Source organism: Streptomyces spirodelae, from assembly GCF_017676385.1.
GTDB lineage: Bacteria > Actinomycetota > Actinomycetes > Streptomycetales > Streptomycetaceae > Streptomyces > Streptomyces spirodelae.
Genome location: NZ_JAFFZN010000017.1, coordinates 1 through 22813 on the forward strand (window position 1 = coordinate 1; position 22813 = coordinate 22813).

18 protein-coding genes are annotated in these 22813 nt (G+C 68.8%); 2 read left to right on the forward strand and 16 right to left on the reverse strand.

Annotated features, from left to right (window positions below):
* The 4 genes from JW592_RS18710 to JW592_RS18725 all read right to left on the reverse strand — a co-directional run.
* Window positions 1-2373 (reverse strand): peptidoglycan binding domain-containing protein (locus tag JW592_RS18710; RefSeq protein WP_209266290.1); only part of this gene is annotated, 2373 nt, incomplete at its 3' end.
* 127 nt (window positions 2374-2500) lie between these two features.
* Complete coding sequence (locus tag JW592_RS18715; RefSeq protein ID WP_229376374.1) at window positions 2501-2929, reverse strand: DUF6113 family protein; 429 nt, start codon at window positions 2927-2929, stop codon at window positions 2501-2503.
* Window positions 2926-3897: an N-acetyl-1-D-myo-inositol-2-amino-2-deoxy-alpha-D-glucopyranoside deacetylase gene (gene mshB, locus JW592_RS18720; protein ID WP_209266291.1), complete on the reverse strand. Its 972-nt coding sequence runs from the start codon at window positions 3895-3897 to the stop codon at window positions 2926-2928. Before mshB ends, JW592_RS18715 begins: the two co-directional genes overlap by 4 nt.
* A 103-nt stretch (window positions 3898-4000) precedes the next feature.
* Window positions 4001-4195 (reverse strand): hypothetical protein, encoded by a 195-nt coding sequence (locus tag JW592_RS18725; RefSeq protein WP_099883855.1) that lies wholly within the window; start codon window positions 4193-4195, stop codon window positions 4001-4003.
* A 276-nt stretch (window positions 4196-4471) separates the two neighbouring features.
* Between JW592_RS18725 and JW592_RS18730 the strand changes: the two genes are divergently transcribed.
* A complete protein-coding gene (locus tag JW592_RS18730; RefSeq protein ID WP_209266292.1) occupies window positions 4472-6739 on the forward strand; it encodes a prolyl oligopeptidase family serine peptidase in 2268 nt (755 codons plus the stop codon).
* Window positions 6740-6862: 123 nt separating this feature from the next.
* Here JW592_RS18730 and JW592_RS18735 read toward each other — a convergent pair whose 3' ends face one another.
* From JW592_RS18735 to JW592_RS18755, 5 genes are all read right to left on the reverse strand, one after another.
* Window positions 6863-8008 (reverse strand): ABC transporter ATP-binding protein, encoded by a 1146-nt coding sequence (locus tag JW592_RS18735; RefSeq protein ID WP_209266293.1) that lies wholly within the window; start codon window positions 8006-8008, stop codon window positions 6863-6865.
* Between the two features lie 25 nt (window positions 8009-8033).
* Window positions 8034-9104, reverse strand: a complete 1071-nt coding sequence (locus JW592_RS18740; RefSeq protein ID WP_209266294.1) for an ABC transporter ATP-binding protein — start codon at window positions 9102-9104, stop codon at window positions 8034-8036.
* A gap of 12 nt (window positions 9105-9116) precedes the next feature.
* Window positions 9117-10094 (reverse strand): ABC transporter permease, encoded by a 978-nt coding sequence (locus JW592_RS18745; protein WP_209266295.1) that lies wholly within the window; start codon window positions 10092-10094, stop codon window positions 9117-9119.
* Window positions 10095-10226: 132 nt separating this feature from the next.
* Window positions 10227-12023 (reverse strand): ABC transporter substrate-binding protein, encoded by a 1797-nt coding sequence (locus JW592_RS18750; RefSeq protein WP_209266296.1) that lies wholly within the window; start codon window positions 12021-12023, stop codon window positions 10227-10229.
* A 95-nt stretch (window positions 12024-12118) separates the two neighbouring features.
* Complete coding sequence (locus tag JW592_RS18755) at window positions 12119-13156, reverse strand: ABC transporter permease (protein ID WP_267878042.1); 1038 nt, start codon at window positions 13154-13156, stop codon at window positions 12119-12121.
* Between the two features lie 488 nt (window positions 13157-13644).
* Here JW592_RS18755 and JW592_RS18760 point away from each other — a divergent pair, with 488 nt between their 5' ends.
* The gene (locus JW592_RS18760; protein WP_209266298.1) at window positions 13645-14667 is read left to right on the forward strand and encodes a hypothetical protein; all 1023 of its coding nucleotides are present in this window, start codon (window positions 13645-13647) and stop codon (window positions 14665-14667) included.
* Between the two features lie 44 nt (window positions 14668-14711).
* On the opposite strand, the gene JW592_RS18765 is transcribed toward JW592_RS18760, so the two are convergent.
* The 7 genes from JW592_RS18765 to JW592_RS18795 all read right to left on the reverse strand — a co-directional run bounded on the left by JW592_RS18765 (window position 14712) and on the right by JW592_RS18795 (window position 22796).
* Window positions 14712-15794, reverse strand: a complete 1083-nt coding sequence (locus tag JW592_RS18765; protein ID WP_209266299.1) for an ABC transporter ATP-binding protein — start codon at window positions 15792-15794, stop codon at window positions 14712-14714.
* A complete protein-coding gene (locus JW592_RS18770) occupies window positions 15784-16764 on the reverse strand; it encodes an ABC transporter ATP-binding protein (protein ID WP_209266300.1) in 981 nt (326 codons plus the stop codon). Before JW592_RS18770 ends, JW592_RS18765 begins: the two co-directional genes overlap by 11 nt.
* A 6-nt stretch (window positions 16765-16770) precedes the next feature.
* Complete coding sequence (locus JW592_RS18775) at window positions 16771-17772, reverse strand: ABC transporter permease (RefSeq protein ID WP_209266301.1); 1002 nt, start codon at window positions 17770-17772, stop codon at window positions 16771-16773.
* A gap of 282 nt (window positions 17773-18054) precedes the next feature.
* Entirely contained in the window at window positions 18055-18978 is a 924-nt protein-coding gene (locus JW592_RS18780) for an ABC transporter permease (protein WP_209266302.1), read from the reverse strand.
* Between the two features lie 6 nt (window positions 18979-18984).
* Window positions 18985-20631: a peptide ABC transporter substrate-binding protein gene (locus JW592_RS18785; protein WP_209266303.1), complete on the reverse strand. Its 1647-nt coding sequence runs from the start codon at window positions 20629-20631 to the stop codon at window positions 18985-18987.
* Between the two features lie 139 nt (window positions 20632-20770).
* Window positions 20771-21826 carry an ABC transporter ATP-binding protein gene (locus JW592_RS18790; protein WP_209266304.1) on the reverse strand — a complete coding sequence of 352 codons (1056 nt, stop codon included), beginning with the start codon at window positions 21824-21826 and terminating at the stop codon, window positions 20771-20773.
* On the reverse strand, window positions 21810-22796 hold the full coding sequence (locus JW592_RS18795) for an ABC transporter ATP-binding protein (RefSeq protein ID WP_209266305.1): 987 nt from the start codon (window positions 22794-22796) through the stop codon (window positions 21810-21812). Before JW592_RS18795 ends, JW592_RS18790 begins: the two co-directional genes overlap by 17 nt.
* Window positions 22797-22813 lie beyond the last annotated feature (17 nt).

Here is a 22813-nt window from a genome sequence, read left to right on the forward strand (position 1 = left end):
GGCTCCCGGGACCTCGGCGACGCGCTTGGCGGGCTGCGCCGGTGCCTTCTTCCTGAGGGCGTCGACCATGGCGGCAGCCGCGTGCCGCGGGGTCATCCTGACCGTGCCGGCACCGCCCTGGATCACCACGTTGTCGAACGCCGACCCGTAGGTCTCCTTCAGCTTCGCGGTGTCGATGTAGGGCTGGAGCTTCCCGTTGGCTGAGGGCCGCATCGTCAGGAACGTCCCGATCGTCTTCTGGCTGTAGGGGACCTCCACATCCCCCGCCTTCAGATAGACCCAGCCGGACATCGCAGTCCGGCCGAAACCGTCCACCGCCTTGTTCAGCTCGGCAGAGGTCACCTTGGGTTTGCGCACGGTGCCGGGGAGTTCGACCGGTTCGTTCTTGCCGGAGACGGCCCGCTGGATGAACGCCTTCTTCAGCGCGGCCGGAGCCTTGTCGACATCGATGACCTTGTGCGGGCTGCCCTTGACCGCGACCGGCTTGCCGCCGGTGAACTTGACCATGCCCTCGGACGGCGACTTGGCCTCGGCCTTCGCGATCAGGGGCTTGAGCGCTGCGCGCACCTTGGCATCGTCCACCTCGACGGCGGGGTCCGCCTCGCGGGTGCCGCCCATGAGGGAGCCGATGACGGAGACCGGGTTGTAGTCGCGGCCCGCGGCGGAGCGCACGGTGGCCTCGGTGTCGAGGGTCACCCCCGCCACACTCGGCTTCAGCTCCGTCTGGCCACCGCTCGTCCTGATCCGGAACGGCTCCTTGGTCCGGTCGCCCAGTTCGTCGTCCAGCTTGTTGACGGCCTCGTGCTTGGTCAGCCCGCCGATCTCCACACCGAGCACCGTGGTGCCCTTGGGCACGTCGGCGTGGTCGAGCAGCAGGCCCGTTCCGTAGGCCACGCCGAGGACGCCGACGACGGCCACGCCCGCGAGCACCAGCTTGGAGCGGCCGCCCTTCTTGGCCGGCTTCGCGGGCTTGGCGGGCTTGGCGCCGCTCGGTGCCGACGGCGAGCCGGCGGGCCCCGCGCCGGGCGCCGGGGACGAGGGGCCGGGCGACGGCACGGCGGAGTCGCCGGGCGCGCCCGGGCCACCCACCTGCGGAACGCCGCTGACCATCGTGTCGCTCGACAGCCGCCCCTCGCCGGGCGCGCCCGGCGACTGCGCGCCGCCCGCGCCGAAGGGGGAGCTGCCGGTGTCCGGCACCATCGGGGTGCCGTCCGGCGGTGTTCCGCCGGGACCCGTGCCCGGACCGCCGTCGCCGTCGGAGTGCCCTCGGTCGAACGTGTCCAGGGCGGAGGTTCCACGCCCCTGGTCGCCCGGGTTCTGACCCGCTCCGGGCGCCGCCAGGGAGCCGGGCGCTCCGCCGCCCCGGGTGGGCGGTACGGGCATGTCGCCGGTCGCCGGGCCCGTTGTGGGGCCCGCGGGACCCCCCGGTGCGGTGGTGCCGAGGTGGGGCACGCCGTCGGGTGGCGTGTCCATCGGACCGGCCCCGCCGGGGAACGGCGACCCGCTCCCGGACACCTGCGGGATGCCGTGGGTACCGGTCGACTCGGGGATGCCGTGCGAGCCGGTCGACTCGGGGATGCCATGCGTGCCGGTCGACTCGGGAATCCCGTGCGTGCCGGTCGACTCGGGGATGCCATACGTACCGGTCGTCTCCGGCATTCCGTGCGTGCCCGTCGACTCGGGCCGCCCGTGCGTGCCAGTCGTCTCGGGCCCCGGCCCGGAGACGTACGGCAGATCGCCACGGTCCCCGGCAGCGGCGGGACCTGAGCCCGTACCGGCACCCGCGCCCGGACCGGCGGCGGCCGGACCGGACGGCGCCGAACTGCTGCGGGGTGGCTTGCGGGGCGCGAACCAGTCGCTGGTCTGCTGGGTGAACTTCTCCTCACCACCGGACGCGTCTCCGGCGCCTGCGCCCGTACCGCTGCCGACGGTCGGGGACGGACCGGACGCGGGGGACGGCCGACCTGCCGGGCCACCGGTCTGGCCGCCCGGCGGCGGCGGGACAGCGGCGGCACCGGAGCCGCCGCCGGTCGCGCGCTTGCCCGCGCCGAGGTCGGGGGTGCCCTTCGCCTCCTGGCCGCCGGTCCCCCTGTCCGTTCCGTCGGACGCGCCGTCATCGCCGTCGTCGGCGACCGGCGTCCGCATCACCACGGGCGGGATCGGCCGAGAGCCGGGGATGTTGATACGGATGCGGGTGGTGAGCGTCGTCTCCGTCTTCGGCTCGTCCGGCTTGGACCCGGCCGAAGGTTCGGCTTTCCGGTCGCCCTGGCCCGCGCCGGAGCCCGGGGTGCCGTACGGCTCGGTCCCCGAGGGGTACGACGAACCGCCGCGCCGCTTGGGCCCGGAGGACGAACTGTCAGTTTCACGACTCAAAACAGGTACTCCCGGATGGATTCGCCGTCTTCCTGTTGGCCTGAAGGCGGCTCGCCGGCGCGCACCACTGTACTTGGGGCGCGGGGCTGGGGCCCCGCGACCGCCGAATCGCCCGGTGGCGGCTCTCTCAGCGGTTTTTACCGGGCCGCACGGGGGGTGCGGGCAACGCGATGGTGGTACACATCACAGCCGCGAGCATGCCGCCGAACAGGTAGACATAGCTGGCGATTCCGGCGGCGAACAGAAAGTCGCCCTCGGCACGCGAGGGCGTCATCAGCAGCACCGCCAGCACCCATCCGGCGCCCGGCGCCGCTGCCCCCACCTTGGTACGGCACAGCTTGGAGCCGCCCCAGAAGAGTCCCACGGCGGCCGCCAGTGCCAGCAGCAGCCCGAGCGGGAACCATCCGCCCTGGACGAGGGTTCCGGTGATTCCGGTCAGCACGCCGAGGACGGCCAGCGCCGCGTAAACGGCGACCCGGCCCCCCAGCGCCCGCGGATACGGCCCCCAGTCCGCTGCGCCCTTCTCCACCGCCGTGTTCGCGCCCGCCGCTGTCATGCGTCCACCCCGGCGAACAGATCATCGGCTCCGGCCGGTGCCGCGTCGGGGTGGTCGGCGCGGTCGGCGCGCTGGAAGAACTCCGTTCCGGTCAGCGGCTGGGCCGCGCCGTTGGAGAGCGCGAAGAAGTGACCGCGCGAGGTGCGCCGTACCGACACCTGGGTCTCGTGTGCTGCCATCGCTTCGGCCTTCGCCTCCTCGTACGCCTCGGCGTGCACCGTGACATCGACCTCGCCCGCGCTCTCCACCACCCCCGGTACATCGTCCGGCTGCGCGAAGCCCGTTGTGCCCGAGAAGCCCGGAAAGGGAAACACCTCACCGTCGTCGGCGGCGGCATACAGCCGGGCGAATCCCTCGTCGAGCACGGGGCGCGGCACGACGTTCCAGTACACGCGCCGCACCTGGTGCGGCGCGCCCCCGGCACGGCGCCCGTCCAGCGCGGCGAGCTCGACGGCGCGCATGGCGACGCGGTGCGCCTTGATGTGGTCCGGATGTCCGTAACCGCCGTCGGGGCCGTAGGTGACCAGCACCTGGGGGCGGACCTCGCGCACCACGGCGGCCAGCAGGTGCGCCGCCTCGTCCAGGTCGGCCTGCCAGAAGCAGCCCGGGCGGTCGTTGGTCGGGGCGCCCATCATGCCGGAGTCCCGGTAGCGCCCCGGGCCGCCGAGGAAGCGGTGGTCGGTGACGCCCAAGGCGCGCATGGCGGCGCGGAGTTCGCCGATGCGGTGCGGGCCCAGGGTGTCGTCCTGGCCGGGTGCCAGGTGCGCCAACCCGTCCGGGATGACCTCGCCCTCCTCGCCCAGGGTGCAGGTGACGAGGGCGACGTGTGCGCCCTCAGCCGCGTACTTGGCCATGGTGGCACCCGTGGTGATCGACTCGTCGTCGGGGTGCGCGTGCACCAGCAGCAGGCGGCGCTCGGGGGCGGCCGGTGAACCGGGGGCCGCCCCCGGAGGAAACGCAGCGGTCATGCCCCGAGCCTACGACGGACGCCGCGGGCGGCCGCTGCGGGCTCGGGGTGGATGCGCTGTACGAGGTGAGGCCGGTGAGGCCGGAGTGCCGTAAGGGTTCGGGTCAGAACTTCAGCTCGCCGATCATCCCGGCGACGTTGGTGGTCAAGTCGTTGATGGTGGGCGCCATCGAGGAACTGGCCAGGTAGAAGCCCAACAGCACGCAGATCACCGCGTGTCCGGCTTTGAGCCCGGATTTCCTGACGAGCAGGATGACGATGATCGCCAGCAGCACCACCGCCGAAATCGAGAGTGCCACGGCGGTTCACCTCCAAGTACGCACGGTCGGTACGGGATCGGTACGGGTCACACGGACACGGCAGCACGCCTCCGGCATGGAGGAGCCACCGGCTTCATACCCAGCACTCACCATGCGCAACGGATCATAATTATCCGCACGACCGCACGGCTCGGTGCACAGGTGCAGAGGAGGGGCGCATATTCAGTTCCAGCCAACTGCACACCACCCGACGATCGTCCCGGCGGGCACCCGGAGCGGATCACAGCCCGGCTCAAGCGAAGTACGGTCGGCCGCATGGCTACGACTTTCCCGCGGCAGCACGCGCGTACCCACCGATTCACACTTGGCTCCCCCAGGTCCTTCACTGTCGCCCCTGACGGCACACGGGTGGCGTTCCTGCGCACCCGTAGCGGCTCCGACCGGGCACATCTCCTCTGGGTGCGGGATGTGGCCGGCGGCGAGGAGCGGATCGCGGCCGATCCCGAGGCACTGCTGGGCGGCGCGGCCGAGGAGCTCTCCCCCGAGGAGCGCGCCCGGCGCGAGCGGAGCCGGGAGGGGACAGCGGGCGTGGTCGGATATGCCACTGACACTTCCCTGCGGATGGCCGCGTTCGCCCTTTCGGGTCGGCTCTTCACGGCTGATCTGAGCGGCGCGGCTGATCCGAACGGCGGTAAGGCGGTGGAGCTGCCGGTGCCGACCCCCGTGGTGGACCCGCGACCGTCCCCGGACGGGCGGCATGTGGCCTATGTAGCAGCCGGTGCGCTGCGGGTCGTCGCGGCCACGGGTGAGGACGACCGGGCGCTGGCCGAGCCCGGGGCCGGGACGGTCACCTGGGGCCTGGCCGAGTTCATCGCCGCCGAGGAGATGTCCCGTACCCGCGGTCACTGGTGGTCCCCGGACTCGGACCGGCTGCTGGTCGCCAGGGTGGACGACGCTCCCGTACGCCGCTGGACCATCGCCGATCCGGCCAACCCGCAGGAGGAGGCGACCAGGGTGGCCTATCCGGCGGCCGGCACCGAGAATGCCGAGGTCACCCTGTATCTGCTCGGCCTCGACGGCTCCCGGACCCAGGTCGCGTGGGACCGGGAGCGCTACCCGTATCTGGCGCGTGTGCACTGGTCGCAGGCCGGGCCGCCGCTGCTGCTCGTCCAGAGCAGGGATCAGCGCGAGGCCGCGTATCTGAGTGTGGACACCGCCACGGGTGCGACTTCCGTCACACTCACCGAGCGGGATGCAATCTGGCTTGAACTCTTCGGCGGAGTCCCGGCGTGGGCGCCGGACGGCAGTCTGGTGCGGATCGCCGACGAGGCCGGCGCGGCTGCGGAAGCGGGGGAGGCCGGGGAAGGCGGTGAAACCCCCGGGGCGCCCGGCAGCCCGGGCGCACGGGTGCTGATGGCGGGCGCACGGCGGCTCACCACCTCCGCGCTGCACGTACGGGCCGTGCTCGACATCGGGGAGCGGGACATCCTCTTCTCCGCCTCGGAAGGCGACGGTGCCCGCTCCGACGAGGCGGAGGCGGACACCGCGAGTGGCCCGGCGGCGCGCAGCGCACCCGGGGACATCGGCGTCTACCGGGTGCCGCTCGACGGCGGGGAGGCGGTGCGGATCGCGGACGAGGAGACGCCGCACCTCGCCTCCGCCGTGCGCGGCGGAGGAACTCTGGTGCTCTCGACCGCGGTCCCCTCCCGGCCCGGCACGCGGGTGGTACTGCTGCGCGAGGCCGACTCGGCCCCGCTCGGTACCGTCGCCTCCTACGCCGAGACGCCGGTGCTGGCCACCGCGCCGCGGCTGCTGCACGCCGGGAAGCGGCGCATCCCGACCGCCGTCGTCCTGCCGACCGGCTACCGGGAGTCGGACGGGCCACTGCCGGTTCTGATGGACCCCTACGGCGGGCCGCACGGGCAGCGCGTCGTCGCGGCGCACAACGCGCATCTGACCGCGCAGTGGTTCGCCGACCAAGGCTTCGCCGTGGTCACGGCGGACGGGCGCGGGACGCCGGGGCACAGCCCCGGCTGGGAGAAGGCCGTCTCACGCCGGCTCGCCTCCGTCACGCTGGACGACCAGGTCGAGGCGCTGCACGCGCTCGCCGAGGACTTCCCGCTGGACCTGTCCCGGGTCGGTATCCGCGGCTGGTCGTACGGCGGTTACCTGGCGGCCCTCGCGGTGCTGCGGCGGCCCGACGTCTTCCACGCCGCGGTCGCCGGTGCGCCGGTGACCGACTGGCGGCTGTACGACACCCACTACACGGAGCGGTACTGCGGCACCCCGCAGAACGATCCCGAGGTGTACGCGGGGTCCTCGCTGATCACCGACGAGGGGCTGTCGCTGGTGGACGCGGACAGCCCTCATCGGCCGATGATGATCATTCACGGGATCGCCGACGACAATGTGGTGGTCGCCCACGCCTTGCGGCTGTCCTCCGCCCTGCTCGCCGCGGGCCGCGCGCACGAGGTGCTCCCCCTGTCGGGGGTGACCCATATGGCAAGCGGCCCCGAGGTGGCGGAGAACCTGCTGCTGCTCCAGGTCGACTTCCTGAAGCGGTCGTTGGGGGTGGCCGGCTGACGTTGCGACCCTGCGGGGGCTGCGCCCCGTCAGGGGCGCGGGGAACTGCGCGACCAGCCACGAATGCACCCGCAGCCTGCAACGGACAGCAAGGGGCACCCCCCTCCCCAGCAAAGGCGATGCCTAAGGCTTGCTGTCCTCCATGGTGCGGAGCGCCTCATCCCTCACGACGTCCTCCGCGCGAGCGGCAGTCGTCGGCTCCTCCGGGAAGTGGCAGGCCGTCAGATGGCCTGCCGTATTCCCGGGGAGCTGCACCAGCGGGGGCTCATCGGTGGCGCACTTGTCCTGCGCCTTCCAGCAGCGGGTGCGGAAGCGGCAGCCCGAGGGCGGGTTGATCGGCGAGGGCACGTCTCCGGCCAGCCGGATGCGCTCCCTGGCCGTTCCCGTGTCCGCCTGCTCCTCCTCGTGGAGCACGGCCTCGGGCACCGCCGACAGCAGCGCGTGCGTATAGGGGTGGCGGGGGCGGTTGTAGATCGCCTCCCGCTCCCCCACCTCGACGATCTTGCCGAGGTACATCACCGCGACCCGCTCGGAGAAGTGCCGCACGATCGCCAGGTCATGGGCGATGAACACGAAGGCGATGCCCATCTCCCGCTGCACCTGCTGGAGCAGGTTGACCACCTGCGCCTGGATGGAGACGTCCAGCGCGGAGACCGGCTCGTCGGCGATGATCAGCTTCGGCTCCAGCGCCAGGGCACGGGCCACGCCGATGCGCTGGCGCTGGCCGCCGGAGAACTCGTGCGGGAACCGGTTGTAGTGCTCGGGGTTGAGACCGACCGTCTCCAGCAGCTCGCGGATGCGCCGCTCACGCCCGCCGGGCGGGTTGATCCCGTTGACCTCCATGGGGCCGCCGATGATGGTGCCGACCGTCTGCCGCGGATTGAGCGACGAGTACGGGTCCTGGAAGATCATCTGGATCTCGGAGCGGATCGGCGCCATCTGCTTGCGCTTCGCGTGGGTGATGTCCTGCCCGGCGTAGCTCAGGGAGCCGCCGGTCGGCTCCAGCAGCCGGGTCAGCAGCCGCCCCGTGGTGGACTTGCCGCAGCCCGACTCGCCGACGAGGCCGAAGCTCTCGCCCGGGTGCACGGCCAGGTCGACGCCGGAGACGGCCTGGACCTCGCCCACCTTCCGTTTGAAGGGGAAGCCCCCCATGATCGGGAAGTGTTTGGCCAGGTTCTCCGCCTTCAGCAGCGGCTCTCCCGTCCGTGCGGGCCGTGTGTCCTGCGGCTCGCCCTCGCCTTGCTTGGTCAGGGTGAGGTCATCGCTCATTGGTCCGGTTCTCCCTCTGCCTGTCCTAGCTCAGCCTGGGCTTGATCTGCTCGACGAAGAACGTCCGCTTCTGCTCCGCCGTCAGATGACAGGCGGCGCCCCGGCCGTCCGGCAGCAGCGGCCGGTCGGCGGTGCATGACTTGCCGGCCACCTCGTCGACGTAGCCGCAGCGCGGGTGGAAGGGGCAGCCGGACGGGGGCGCCAGCAGGCTGGGCGGGGAGCCGTGGATCGGCGTCAGCTCCTCGTTGACGTTCCCGCTCAGCCGGGGCATGGAGGTGAGCAGGCCCCAGGTGTAGGGGTGCTGGGGCGAGCGCAGCACCTCGGAGACGCTGCCCCGCTCGACGGCGCGTCCGCCGTACATCACGAGGATGTCGTCGGCCACGTTGGCGATGACGCCGAGGTCGTGGGTGATGAAGATGATGGCGGAACCGAACTCCTGCTGGAGGTCCTTGAGCAGGTCGAGGATCTGCGCCTGCACGGTGACGTCGAGCGCGGTGGTGGGCTCGTCCGCGATCAGCAGGTCCGGGTTGCACACCAGCGCCATGGCGATCATCGCGCGCTGCCGCATACCGCCGGAGAACTGGTGCGGGTAGTCGTTGACCCGGGTCTTCGGGTTCGGGATGCCGACCTTCTCCAGCATCTCGACGGCCCGCAGGTGCGCCTCCCGCTTGGAGACCCCCATGTGCTTGCGGTAGGGCTCGGCGATCTGCCGCCCGATCGTGTAGTACGGCGAGAGCGCGGTGAGCGCGTCCTGGAAGATCATCGCCATCTTGTTGCCGCGCAGCGTCTCCAGCGTCTTCTCCCGCGCGCCGGTCAGCTCCTGTCCGTCCAGCAGGATCTCGCCGGAGACCTCGGTGGTCCGCGGGTTGTGCAGCCCGAGGATGGACAGGTTGGTGACCGACTTGCCGGAGCCGGACTCGCCGACGATGCCGAGGGTGCGGCCGCGTTCCACGTCGAAGGAGAGCCCGTCGACTGCCTTGACGGTGCCGTCCTCGGTGTCGAAGTGCACGTACAGATCGCGCACCGAGAGGAAGGCGTCCCCGCTGCCGCCGTCGCGCGGGGCCGGTACGTCCGCTTCCTTGGTCAGGGTGGTCATGTGCCGGTTCTCCTAGGACAGCCGTACGCGCGGGTCGATGAACGCGTAGGCGGCGTCCACGATGATGTTGAAGAGGATGATGAAGGTGGCCGCGAAGAGCATCACGCCCATCACCATGGGCAGGTCGGTGTTCTGCACCGAGTTGACCGCGAGGGTGCCCAGCCCGGGCAGTGAGAACGTCCACTCGGTGATCATCGCGCCGCCGAACAGCGAGCCCAGGTCGACGCCGAAGATGGTGATGATCGGGATCAGCGAGCCGCGCCAGGCGTAGCGGAAGAAGACGTACTTGCCCGACATGCCCTTGGCTCTGGCCGCTCTGACGTGGTCCTCCTGCAGCTGTTCGATCATCGAGGACCGGGACAGACGGGTGTAGTTCGCGGTGAAGATGATCTGGACGACCATCCAGGGGATCAGCAGACCCATGAACCAGCCGACCGGATCCTGGGTGAGCGGCACGTACTTGGGCTGGTCGAGCAACTCCAGGTTGTAGACCACCAGTGCCAGTACCAGCGGGCCGATGAAGTAGATCTGCATCGAGGAGAGCACCAGCGACATCGAGCTGAACGCCTTGTCGATGACCGTGCCCTTCTTCCAGGCGGCGATCATGCCCGCGCTCAGACCGATGGTCAGGAAGACCACGGCACCGCCGACGGTCAGCGAGACGGTGGTCGGGAAGCGGTCCAGGATGGTCTCCCACACGGGGTCCTGGTTGGCGAAGGAGTAGCCGAAGCACGGCGCCGGGCAGTCTCCCACGTTGAACTGGCGCCCGGCGACGATGCCGACCATGAAGTGGAAGTACTGGACCGGGACCGGCTCGTCGATCCCCATGTTCTTGCGGATGACCGCGAGCGCGTCCGGCGTGCAGTTCTTGCCGCAGGCCAGCATCGCCGGGTCCCGTGGGACGGCGTAGAAGAGGAAGAAGGTGACAGCGCTGATGACCAGCAGGATCACCACGGCGCCGAGCGACCGGCGGATGAGAAATCGCAGCATGACGGAACGCAGCTCTCGTGCGACAGCGGGATCGAGACGTGCGGGACGGACCGGGGGCTTGCCTCCCCCGGGGCTCCGCCGCCCGGCCTCAGCGGGCCGGGCGGCGGATTCGGCGCCCGAGGGCGCGGTGGGTTACTTCTTCACGTAGAGCGACGTCGGATTGATGTCGTGCAGTCGCTCGTCGAAGTACATACCGCCGATCTTCGAACCGGAGATCTGCATCGCCTTGTAGTAGTGCATCGGCACGGCGGGCACGTCCTCGGTGAGGATCTTGTCCGCGAGCTTCTGCCACTCATCGGCGGCCTTGTTCGCGTCGGACATGGAGCGGATGCGGTCCATCTCCTTCTCGAACTTCGGGTTCTTGTGGTGCGAGTAGTTGGCGGCACCGTCCTGGATCTGGCGTCCGTCGAACAGGTTCGGGACGACGGTCGAAGCGCTGGGCCAGTCGGCACCCCACGAGTTGTGGTAGATGTCGTAGCCGTTCTTGACCTTGCCGATCTGGTCGTAGTACGTGTCCGCGATGATGTCCTTCTTCTGGACGTCGAACCCGGCCTTCTCCAGGTTCTGGGTCGCGGCCACCGCGAACTGCTGCCACTCGGGCGCGTTCTGGTAGGCGAAGGTGAGCTTCATGCCCTTCTTGCCGGACTCCTTGAGGAGCTTGGCTGCCTTCTCGACGTCACCCTGCGGGTTCTTCAGCTTGTTGAAGGGGTCGGTCTTCTTGTGGCCGACCAGCGTGGGGCTGATGTAGTTGCCCGCCATCTCACCGCCGCCTGCGCCACCGAAGGCCGAGACGATGGACTGGTTCGGGATCGCGTAGGCGATGGCCTGCCGGACCTTCTTGTTCTTGATCCGGTCCATGTTGATGTTCAGGTAGCTGACGTACGACTGGAAGCCGCCGACGGTGCGCTTCTTGATCTCCGGGTCGGTGCGCACCTTCTGCAGGCTGGAGGCGTCGACCTGGTTGGTGAAGCTGGTGGCGGTCTGGTTCTCACCCGCGTCGGACATCAGCCGCTTGGTGGAGTCCTCGAAGGAGACTCCGAACTGGATGTTGAACGCGTCCGGGTACTGGTGCCGGGCCGGGTCCGTCTTCGGGTCCCACTCGGAGTTGCGGACCAGCTTCATGCTCTTGCCGGACTTGAACGAGGCGATCTTGTACGGGCCCGAGCAGAGCGGCTTCTTGTCGTACTTCTCCTTGGTGTCCTTCTTCTCGGACACCACCGAGTAGCCGGCCATCGCCAGCGCGTACGGCAGCTCGGCCTGCGGCTTCTTGAAGTGGAAGATGATGGTCTTGTCGTCCGGCGTCTCCAGGACGTCGTCCGGCAGGTGCTTGCCCTTGTAGGGGCCGTCCTTGAGCATCTTGCGGTAGTCGGTGCCGCCGGTGTCGGCCAGCCACTGCTGGATGAAGGTGGGGCCCTCGGTGACGAAGGGGGCGAACGTGCGCTCGATGGAGTGCCGGATGTCCTTCGAGGTGATGGCCGAGCCGTCCTCGAACTTGATCCCGTCCTTGAGCTTGTACGTCCAGGTCTTGCCGCCGTCGGACTTGGTACCGCTGTTGGTGGCCAGGTCGCCGACGACCTCGTACTTGTCGTCGCTGACCTTCTTGTAGGTGGTCAGACCGCGGTGGATCAGCTCGGCGAGCGCACCCTCGTCGCTGACGTAGATCTGCGCGGGGTCCAGGTGCGCGAAGCTGTCACGCTGCAGCACCTTGATGGTGCCGCCCTTGCGGCCGCCCTTGACCTCGGGGGCCGGGCCCTTGGAGGCGGCTTCGTCGGCGAAGGTGTAGGAGACGTCCTGGCCCTGCTGCTTGGCCTTCTCGTCCTTCTTCGTGTCGTCGCCCCCACCGCCGCTGCTGCACCCGGTGAGGAACAGTGCGCCGGCGGCGAGCGCCGCGAGGGAGGCACGCGCCGTGCGTATGCTCACTCTGCTCATGGTGGTGTCTGCACCTGCCTGTCGGTTGTCCGTCGCTGCCTGACTGATGCCGTACGGGGTGGCAGCACCCCCCACCACTCGGTCGCGCCTGGCCCTCATCGGCCGGACTTGGGGTCGAACGCGTCCCTGACCGAGTCTCCGAGCAGGTTGAATGCGAGGATGAAGATCACCATCGCGCCGCCCGGGAAGAACATGTAGGTGATGTCGCTCTGATAGATCTCGGCGCCCTTGGCGAACATCCGGCCCCAGTCGGGGGTGGGCTCCAGCAGACCGACACCGAGGAACGAGAGCCCAGCGATGGCGGTGACGTTGTTGGGCAGCATGTAGGTGGCCTGCACCAGGATGGGCGTGACGAGGTTCGGCAGCAGCTCCTTGCGGACGATGCGGCCCGAGGGGGTGCCGGCGACCCGCGCCGCCTCGATGAACTCCCGTTCCCGCAGCGACAGCGTCTGTCCGCGCAGCAGCCGTGCCAGTGTCATCCAGCCCAGCAGCCACATCACATAGACCAGCACGCCGGCCCGCAGCCACGTCGGCATCTCGTCCCGCGGGTCCACCAGGAGCGCCGCGACGACAGGCGTGAAGGCCACGAAGAACAGCTGGTTGGGGAAGGACATCATCAGGTCGGTGAACCGGCCGAGGAAGTAGTCGACCTTGCCGCCGAAGTAGCCCCCCGCGACGCCGATGACGATGGCCGTCAGCACCGACAGCAGGGTGATGATCACCGCGAGCGCCAGCGAGTTGCGGATTCCGTAGAGCAGCTGGGTGAACACATCCCGGCCAAGCCCGGGCTCCAGCCCGAACCAGAACTCCCCGTCGATGCCGCCGTTGGGCTTCACCGGGTAGAAGTTCTCGTTCAGCAGGTCCGGCCTCAGCTGCCCGTAGCGGGTGTACGGATCCTTGCCGTACAGCTTGGAGATCAGCGGGGCCAGCGCCGCGATCAGGAAGAAGGCGAGCACGATGCACGCCGAGACCACGCCGGTGCGGTCGCGCTTGAAGCGCATCCACATGAGCTGGCCGGGGGATCGGCCCGCGAGGTCGGCCTCTTTGGCAACTCGCGTAGAACTCAGACCGGCGCCGTCGGGGCCAGGGGTGTCGGCCCCGTCCGCCGCAGCAGTCTGGGAAGTACTCGTCATCGCGTGTGTGCTCCCGCGCTCAAATCTCGCCGGAACCCGAATCGTTGGGCGTGATGCGGGTGGGTTGAGCCGGACTTTCGCAAGCCAATTACGCACCAGTCAAGGGGTGTTGGTCAGGCTGAACGCCGTTCAACGCTTTCTTGAGCGAACGTTGCGCAGATCGAGGTCGCAACGTGCTTGACATCACAGCAGCCCAGCGGACATAGCTGAATAAATCCCAGGGAAACGCCTTAACAGACCCGCAACACGGCCGACTCCTCACCGATATCCGAAGCCGCCGCTGCGAAGTGCGTACGGCTCCCAACTCCCTCGGACGGCTGGTTTGATGGCGTTCCCATGCGCGAGCGGTGTGCATCGTGCGAACATGGGCGTGCGGACGCATCGGCGTGCGTCGCGGCACCGGGGGCGCTTGTAGCCGCACGGCGATCACGGGTAGACACGGGTGGATCTGGGACGTCGCGACACCGCACATAACGGGGGGCCGAGCCATGGGCCAGGACAGGACGCTCGCGCGCGGGGCGCGGGCCTTCGGAGCACTGCTGACCGCCGCGCTCGCGCTGATCAGCCTCGCCTGGATCATCAGGGACTTCACCAAGGCGCACGAGGTCGTCGACGTCTGGTGGAACTGGGCCGGCCTGCCCGCCCGCGCCGAGGACGGGGTGTGGGTGACCTCCTTCCTGGAGCCGACGCTGATGTTGCTGTACTCGGTCGCTGCGGTGACCGCGTTCCGCTCCTCCTCGTCCGCGGCGATACTCACCTGCACAGGGCTGCTGACCGTGGCCGTGCGCACCCCCGGCCTGTGGAACCTCAACGCCGACTGGATGCAGGGCGTCCCGGACGGGCTGCTGAGCAAGGTCCTCTTCAGCACCATCGCGACCGTCGTCATCGGGGCCGTGCTGGTGGTCACGGCCGTCGTCGGCCGCCGTCCGGCGCAGTCCGTCTCCGGGTACGGCCCCTCCGGATACGGCGTACAAGCCGCCCCCGACCCCGCTGACGAACCGCCCGCCGGCCCCACCCGGGGCGGCGCAGTGGCCGCCTTCCTGCTGTTGGGCGCCTGCGGTGTGGTGCTGGCCGCCTGGGAGATACGCACCTGGCAGCAGAACGGCTGGGACCGGTACGAGATGACGCTGACCGGCGAGCGGACCATCGTGCGGCTGCTGGACGCCCCTTCCGGCTGGGTGCTGTGGGCCGTCGTCCTGCTCACCCTGGTCGCCGCCGTCGCCGCACTCGCCGGGGTCGCCTTCTCCCGGCCCTTCGGCCTGATCGCGGCTGCGCCCCTGCTCGCTCTCGGCCTGTTCGCCATGGCCTTCGATCTCAAGACGGAACTGATCGAGCACTTCGGCGAGCTCGGCATCGAAGCGCAACTCCACATTCTGACCGACGCCTTCGAGGTGGCCGTCGGCTGCGCGCTGCTGGTGGCTCTCTCCCGCGGAGAGCGCCGCGACTCCTCCACCGTCCCCTCGTACCAGGGCGGCACCGCGCCCTACGGAGCTCCGCCGCGGGCCTGGTGATCCCCGGCCGTGAGCCCACCGTGGGGGACAGCCCACTGGCGGGGTCAGCCCACCGGCGGGATCACCGTTGCACGCTCAGCGGCGAAGTGACAGGCCGAGGGGTGGTGCACCGGCTCGTCCGGCAGGGTGGCGGCGAAGTTCTCCGGGACGGCCAGGGCCGGTTCCTCGTCGGCGCAGCGCTGCTGCGCCTTCCAGCAGCGGGTGCGGAACCGGCAGCCGGAGGGCGGGTTGGCCGGTGAGGGGACATCACCTTCCAGCACGATCCGCTCCCGCTTCCCCTCCGACTCCGGGTCGGGCACCGGAACAGCCGACAGCAGAGCCTGGGTATAGGGGTGCGTGGGATGGTCGTAGATCTCGGTCTCGGTGCCGATCTCCACGATCTTGCCGAGGTACATCACTGCGACGCGGTCGGAGATGTGGCGGACGATGGACAGGTCGTGGGCGATGAACATGTAGGAGAGCCCGAACTCGTCCTGCAGCCGCTCCATCAGATTCACCACCTGCGCCTGCACCGACACATCCAGCGCCGAGACCGGCTCATCCGCCACGATCACCTCGGGCCGCAACGCCAGCCCCCGCGCGATACCGATCCGCTGCCGCTGACCACCACTGAACTGATGCGGATACCGGTTGATGTACTCCGGATTCAACCCCACCACATCCAGCAGCTCCTGCACCCTCCGCCGCCGATCCCCCTTCGGCGCCACCTCCGGATGAATATCGAACGGCTCCCCCACGATGTCCCCCACCGTCATCCGCGGATTCAACGACGTATAAGGGTCCTGGAACACCATCTGAATGTTCCGCCGCACCGCCTTCAAAGCACGACCCGACAACCGCGTGACGTCCTCACCCTTGTAACGGATCGTGCCGGAGGTCGGCTGCTCCAGATGGGTGACCAGCTTGGCCACCGTCGACTTGCCGCAGCCCGACTCCCCCACGATCCCCAGGGTCTCGCCCTTGTGCAGGTCGAAGGAGATACCGTCCACGGCCTTGACCGCGCCGATCTGCCGCCTGAAGAGGACGCCCTGGGTCAGCGGGAAGTGCTTGACCAGGTCCCGCACCTCCAAGAGCGCCTCACGGCCTTCCCCCGGGGCCTGGGCGCGCCCCGAGTGGTCAGCTCGCATCGAACATCTCCTTCCAGAAGTGGCAGGCGCTGCGCCGCTCGTCGACGACCTCGTAGAGCGGTGGTTCGTCCGTACGGCACACAGTGCGTGCCATGGGACAGCGCGGGTTGTAGGCGCAGCCGGGCGGGATCTGCAGCAGGCTGGGCGGCATCCCACGGATGACGCTGAGCTGCTGCCCCTTCTGGTCCAGGCGCGGGATGGAGTCGAGCAGGCCCTTGGTGTAAGGGTGCGCCGGCGTTCGGTAGAGGTTGCCGACGGGGGCCGTCTCCACGATGCGGCCCGCGTACATCACGGCGATCTTGTCGGCCACATCCGCGACCACACCCAGATCGTGCGTGATCAGGATCAGACCCATGTTGTACTCACGCTGAAGATCCGCCAACAGCTCCATCACCTGCGCCTGCACCGTGACATCCAGCGCCGTCGTCGGCTCATCCGCGATGATCAGATCAGGCTCCAGCGCCAACGCCATCGCAATCATGATCCGCTGCCGCATACCCCCACTGAACTGATGCGGGAAGTCCCCCACCCGCTGGCGGGCGGCCGGAATGCGCACCCGCTCCATCAGCTCCACGGCCCGCGCCCTCGCCTCCTTGCGGCGCAGCCCCTGGTGGACACGGAACATCTCGGCCAGCTGATAGCCCACCGTCAGCACGGGGTTCAGCGACGAGAGCGCATCCTGGAAGATCATCGCCATCTTCGAACCGCGGATCTTCCGCCGCTCCTCCTCCGGGAGCGTCAGCAGGTCCCGGCCCTGGAAGACGATCTCTCCCCCGGTGATCCGGCCCGGCGGCATGTCGAGGATGCCCATGACCGCCTGGGCTGTCACCGACTTGCCCGATCCCGACTCGCCGAGCACCGCGAGGGTCTCACCGGCCTCGACGCTGTAGCTCACCCCGTTGACGGCCTGGGCCACACCGTCCCGGGTACGGAACTCCACGGCCAGGTCACGGACGTCCAGCAGGCTCACCCGCACTCACCTCAGCTTCGGGTCGAGGGCGTCGCGGACCGCGTCGCCGAGCATGATGAAGGCCAGTACGGTGAGGCTGAGCGCGGCGGCCGGATAGAGCAGGATGTGCGGCGCGTTGCGGAACTGCATGCCCTGCGAGGCCGCCGAGATATCGGCGCCCCAGGAGACGGTGGGCGGCTGGAGCCCGACGCCGAGATAGCTGAGCGTCGCCTCCAGCGAGATGTACGTCCCCAGCGCGATGGTCGCGGTCACGATCACGGGAGCGACGGCGTTCGGGAGGATATGGCGCGCCATCATCCGTACATGGCTCGCCCCCAGCGCCCGTGCCGCCAGCACATAGTCGTTCTGCTTGACGGTGATCACCGAGCCGCGCGCGATACGGGCGACCTGCGGCCAGCCGAGCAGGACGATGAAGGTGACCACCGTCCACACCGAGCGGCTGCCGGTCATGGAGAGGAAGACCAGTCCGCCGAGGACGATCGGAATGCCGAAGAAGATGTCCGTGACGCGGGAGAGGATCGCGTCCCACACTCCGCCGAAGAACCCCGCCAGCCCGCCCAGCAGGCTGCCCAGCACCGCGACCCCCGCCGTGGCGCAGACCCCGACGGTCACCGAGGTGCGGGCTCCGTGGACCACGCGCGTATAGACGTCGCAGCCCTGGGTGTCGAAGCCGAACCAGTGTCCCGCCGAGGACGGGTCGAGGGAGCGGCCGAGCCGGCAGGAGAGCGGGTCCTGGCTGGTGATCAGTCCCGGCCAGACCGAGATGAGCACCAGAAAGGTGATGAGCAGCCCCGCAATCACGAAGACGGGGTTGCGCCGCAGGTCGTGCCACGCGTCGGACCACAGGCTCCGCGCGCGCTCCTGGGACTCCCGCCCCGGAGGCGGTGGACCCGGTTCCCGCTGGTCGGACTCCCCTCCTGGTGGCGGCGCGCCCTCCGCGGTGAGCCCGTCCGCCACTCCGCCGTCGACGGCCCGGCTGCCCCCCTCGAACGCGGATGCCCCACTCACAACCTCCCCCTCCCCACCGCCCCCCTCTTCTCCGCCACAACGGCGAGAAGCCCGTGAGCGGAGACCGGCGGTGCCGAACGGAGTTCGGCCAAGAGGGCGTGGTGGCGCCGCCTGCCGTGCATTCCGCCGGACCCTGTCCGCCGTGGTCGCGCGCCGCGCCGGCGGCAGAATGGCTCCGCCCGGCAAGAGGGCTCCGCCCGGCAAGAGGGCTCATCCGCGAGCGGGCGCGTCCACGCGCGAGGGAGTACGCGACCGTCGGCGGCGACAAGGTGGGGGGGTGGGTTACGCATAGCGGATCCTCGGGTCAAGCACCGCGTACAACAGGTCGACGAGCAGGTTGGCGAGGAGGAAGACGATGACGAGGATGGTCACGAAGCCGACCACGGTGGGCGAGTTCTGCCGGACGATGCCCTGCCACAGCTGAAAGCCCACGCCCTGGATGTTGAAGATCCGTTCGGTCACCAGTGCTCCGGCCATCAGGTTGCCGACATCGGTGCCGAGGAAGGTGACGACGGGGATCAGCGAGTTCCGCAGCAGGTGCCGTACCGTCACCCGCCCCCTCGACAGCCCTTTCGCGACAGCGGTCCGTACATAGTCGGCGCGGGCGTTCTCCGCGATCGAGGTACGGGTCAGCCTGGTGACGTAGGCGAGCGAGACGAGCGCGAGGACCAGCGCGGGCAGCAGCAGCTCGCCCGCCGGCGCGGCCGGCGAGACCGCGGGAGCGATCCAGCCCCATTTCACCCCGAGCAGATACTGCGCGAGGGTGCCCGTCACGAACGTCGGTACGGAGATGACCACGAGGGTCATCATCAGCACCCCGGAGTCGACCGGCCGCCCGCGCCGCAGCCCGGTGATCACGCCCAGCACGATGCCGACGATGATCTCGAAGACGACGGCGAGCAGGGTCAGCCGGATGGTGATGGGAAAGGCCGTCGCCATCAACTCGGTCACCGGGCGGCCGTTGAACGCGTTCCCGAAGTCACCGGAGAAGATCTTTCCCATGTAAAGCACGTACTGCTGCCAGACGGGCTTGTCGAGGTTGAATTCCGCGCGCAGTTGCTCAGCGGTCGCCGGGTCGGGCGCCCGTTCTCCGAACATCGCGTTGACCGGGTCTCCGACTGCGTACACCATCACGAAGATGAGGAAGGTGGTCCCGATGAAGACCGGGATCATCTGGAGCAGTCGCCTGATGACGTAGCGCCCCACGGCGGCTCACTTGACCTTGATGTCCGTGAAGACCGGTACGGAGAAGGGGTTGAGTTTCACATTGCTGACCCGGCTGGAATAGCCGGCGTTCCCGTTCTGGTACCACAGCGGGATCGCGGGGAAGGTCTCCAGGATGCGCTTCTCGGCCTGCTGGAAGAGGCGGACGGCGGACTTCTCGTCGGTGGCGGCGTTCGCCTGGTCGATGAGCTTGTCGACCTGGGGGTCGGAGAAGCCCGAGTCGTTGGAAGAGGCATCGGTGTAGTAGATGGGCTGGATGAAGTTCTGGATGAGCGGGTAGTCCATCTGCCAGCCGGTCCTGAACATCCCCTTCATCTTCTTGTCCGAGATGTCGGAGCGGAATTTGCTGAACGTCGGCACGGGGTTGATGGTGCAGGCGTTGTTCTTGCCGAGCGCGCGGTTGATGCTGTTGCAGACGGCCTCCATCCACTGCCGGTGGGAGCCGGTGTCCACGTTGGAGGTCAGGGTGATCTTCCCGCCGGGCAGCCCGCCGCCCTGCTTGATGAGTTTCCTGGCTGCCTTGGGGTCGTATTCGCAGGCGTCACCGCAGAGGCCGGGCTTGTAGCCGCCGGAGGTCTTCAGCACAGGTGAGGTCAGGTCGGTCGCCGGTTCGCGGGTGCCGTGGTAGATCTTCTCGGTCACCTCCTTCCGGTCGATCGCCCTGGAGAGTCCGCGGCGCACCATGGCGGCCTTCTTGCTCTGCCACTTCTTGTCGTACATCGGGAAGGAGATGGTCTGGGTGATGCCCGCGGGCTGGTTGATGTACCGCCCCTCCAGGTCCCGTTTCGCGTTCTTGAGCTGTCCGGCCGGCAGTTCGTCGACCACATCGAGGTTTCCGGCCTGGAGGTCGGTGTAGCCGGTGTTCTGGTCCGTGTAGACCTTCAGCTCGACGCCCTTGTTCTGCGGCTTGTCCTCCCCGGCGTAGTACTTGTTCCGGGACAGCTTCATCGACTGGCCCTTGGTGTAGGAGTCCACCTTGTAGGGGCCGTTTCCGACGGGCTTGGTGAGCCAGGCGTCGTGGTCGGTGAAGAACGACTTGGGCAGCGGGGCGTAGGCGCTGTAGCCGAGCGTCTGCGGCCAGAGGGAGAACTTCTGGTTGAGCTTCACCGTGAAGGTGTGGTCGTCCTGCACCTTCAGCCCGGCCAGCTTCTTCGCCTTGGGCTTCCCCTTCTCGGGGTGGACGTCCTCGTAACCCTCGATGTACTGGAAGAAGTAGGAGTTGACCTGCTTGTTGGTGACCAGCGCTCCGTAGTTCCAGGCGTCCACGAAGGACTTGGCCGTCACGGGGGTGCCGTCGGAGAACTTCCAGCCCTTCTCCAGCTTGATGGTGAAGTTCTGCTGGTCGTCGGTCTCGATGGACTCGGCGACAGCGTTCTCGGCCTTCCCCGTGGTGGGGTTGTACTTCATCAGGCCCCGGGAAATCATGTCGAGGACCTTGCCGCCCTGCACCTCGTTGGTGTTGGCGGGCTCGACCGGGTGCTGCGGGTCGGTCCAGAACGCGCGTACGACCCCGCTCTGCGCGCCGGCGCCACCACTGGCGGTCGAGCCGCCGCCGCAGGCCGTCGCCGTCAGAGCGACAGCGCCGGCGGCGGCGAGCGCCCGCCTGGTCATGGTGGTGCGGGTGGCTCCACGCATGGGTGCCTCCTGGGTGCGCTGTGGGTCTCGAGTACGCCTCGAACCCACATAACACCTTTTGACACCATATGCCTGGCTGCCTTGCCCGCCGCGGAACGGGCCGGAACCCGTTTGGGGGACACCACGGGCAGCGGCCGCGTCAGGCCGCGACCACCGCCGCGCGCTCCTCGGCGAAGTGGCAGGCCGACGGGTGCGCCGCACCCGATCCCGAGCCCTCGAACAGGGTGGGAACAGCCAGCAGCGGCACCTCGTCGGCGCAGCGCTGCTGCGCCTTCCAGCAGCGGGTGCGGAACCGGCAGCCGGAGGGCGGGTTGGCCGGTGAGGGGACATCACCCTCCAGCACGATCCGCTCCCGCTTCCCCTCCGACTCCGGATCGGGCACCGGAACAGCCGACAGCAACGCCTGGGTATAGGGGTGCGTGGGGTGCTCGTAGATCTGCTCGTCGGTGCCGATCTCGGCCATCTTGCCCAGATACATCACACCGACGCGGTCGGAGATGTGGCGGACGATGGACAGGTCGTGGGCGATGAACATGTAGGAGAGCCCGAACTCGTCCTGCAGCCGCTCCATCAGATTCACCACCTGCGCCTGCACCGACACATCCAGCGCCGAGACCGGCTCATCCGCCACGATCACCTCGGGCCGCAGCGCCAGCCCCCGCGCGATACCGATCCGCTGCCGCTGACCACCACTGAACTGATGCGGATACCGGTTGATGTACTCCGGATTCAACCCCACCACATCCAGCAGCTCCTGCACCCTCCGCCGCCGATCCCCCTTCGGCGCCGCCTCCGGATGAATATCGAACGGCTCCCCCACGATGTCCCCCACCGTCATCCGCGGATTCAACGACGTATAAGGGTCCTGGAACACCATCTGAATGTTCCGCCGCACCGCCTTCAAAGCACGACCCGACAACCGCGTGATGTCCTCACCCTTGTAACGGATCGTGCCGGAGGTCGGCTGCTCGAGGTTCATCAGCAGCTTGGCGACGGTCGACTTGCCGCAGCCGGACTCTCCGACGATGCCCAGCGTCTCCCCCGGGTAGAGGTCGAAGGAGATACCGTCCACGGCCTTGACCGCACCGATCTGCCGCTTGAAGAAAACGCCCTGGGTCAGCGGGAAGTGCTTGACCAGGTCCCGCACCTCGAGGATCGGCTCACCCCGGCCGCCCTGCTCACGCCGCTCGGTCATCGATCGTCTCCTTCCAGAAGTGGCACGCGCTGCCACGTCCGTCGCCGACCTCGGCGAGCGGGGGCAGTTCGGTGCGGCAGACGTCCCGGGCGGCGGGGCAGCGCGGGTGGAAGGCGCAGCCGCCAGGCACTGTGGCCATGTTGGGCGGCAGGCCCTTGATGGCGTAGAGCTCCTGGCCCTTGCGGTCCAGGCGCGGGATGGAGTCGAGCAGGCCCTTGGTGTAGGGGTGCGCCGGCGTCCGGTACAGCTCCTTGACCGGTGCTGTCTCCACGATGCGGCCCGCGTACATCACGGCGATCTTGTCGGCCACATCCGCGACCACACCCAGATCGTGTGTGATCAGGATCAGACCCATGTTGTACTCACGCTGAAGATCCGCCAACAACTCCATCACCTGCGCCTGCACCGTGACATCCAGCGCCGTCGTCGGCTCGTCCGCGATGATCAGATCAGGCTCCAGCGCCAACGCCATCGCAATCATGATCCGCTGCCGCATACCCCCGCTGAACTGATGCGGGTAGTCGTTCACCCGGGCCTTGGCCGCCGGAATCTTCACCCGTTCCATCAGCTCGACGGCTTTGGCCTTGGCCTCCTTGCGGCGCAGCCCCTGGTGGACACGGAACATCTCGGCCAGCTGGTAGCCCACCGTCAGCACGGGGTTCAGCGACGAGAGCGCATCCTGGAAGATCATGGCGATCTTGGCGCCGCGGATCTTCCGCCGCTCTTCCTTGGACATGGCCAGCATGTCGTTGCCGTGGAAGAGGATCTCGCCCTGGGGGATACGGCCGGGCGGCATGTCGAGGATGCCCATGATTGCCTGGGCGGTCACCGACTTGCCGGAGCCGGACTCGCCGAGCACCGCGAGGGTCTCGCCGGCCTCGACGCTGTAGTTGACGCCGTTGACGGCCTTGACCAGGCCGTCGCGGGTCTTGAAGTCGACGTGCAGGTCACGCACTTCGAGCAGGGTCATGGCTTTACCCGCCTCCC

Bases quoted from the DNA above. Each gene is read 5' to 3' on its own strand.
- JW592_RS18715 (WP_229376374.1), bottom strand. From the start codon at position 2,929: ATGACAGCGGCGGGCGCGAACACGGCGGTGGAGAAGGGCGCAGCGGAC.
- mshB (WP_209266291.1), bottom strand. From the start codon at position 3,897: ATGACCGCTGCGTTTCCTCCGGGGGCGGCCCCCGGTTCACCGGCCGCC.
- JW592_RS18730 (WP_209266292.1), top strand. From the start codon at position 4,472: ATGGCTACGACTTTCCCGCGGCAGCACGCGCGTACCCACCGATTCACA.
- JW592_RS18735 (WP_209266293.1), bottom strand. From the start codon at position 8,008: ATGAGCGATGACCTCACCCTGACCAAGCAAGGCGAGGGCGAGCCGCAG.
- JW592_RS18740 (WP_209266294.1), bottom strand. From the start codon at position 9,104: ATGACCACCCTGACCAAGGAAGCGGACGTACCGGCCCCGCGCGACGGC.
- JW592_RS18745 (WP_209266295.1), bottom strand. From the start codon at position 10,094: ATGCTGCGATTTCTCATCCGCCGGTCGCTCGGCGCCGTGGTGATCCTG.
- JW592_RS18750 (WP_209266296.1), bottom strand. From the start codon at position 12,023: ATGAGCAGAGTGAGCATACGCACGGCGCGTGCCTCCCTCGCGGCGCTC.
- JW592_RS18755 (WP_267878042.1), bottom strand. From the start codon at position 13,156: ATGACGAGTACTTCCCAGACTGCTGCGGCGGACGGGGCCGACACCCCT.
- JW592_RS18760 (WP_209266298.1), top strand. From the start codon at position 13,645: ATGGGCCAGGACAGGACGCTCGCGCGCGGGGCGCGGGCCTTCGGAGCA.
- JW592_RS18765 (WP_209266299.1), bottom strand. From the start codon at position 15,794: ATGCGAGCTGACCACTCGGGGCGCGCCCAGGCCCCGGGGGAAGGCCGT.
- JW592_RS18785 (WP_209266303.1), bottom strand. From the start codon at position 20,631: ATGCGTGGAGCCACCCGCACCACCATGACCAGGCGGGCGCTCGCCGCC.
- JW592_RS18790 (WP_209266304.1), bottom strand. From the start codon at position 21,826: ATGACCGAGCGGCGTGAGCAGGGCGGCCGGGGTGAGCCGATCCTCGAG.
- JW592_RS18795 (WP_209266305.1), bottom strand. From the start codon at position 22,796: ATGACCCTGCTCGAAGTGCGTGACCTGCACGTCGACTTCAAGACCCGC.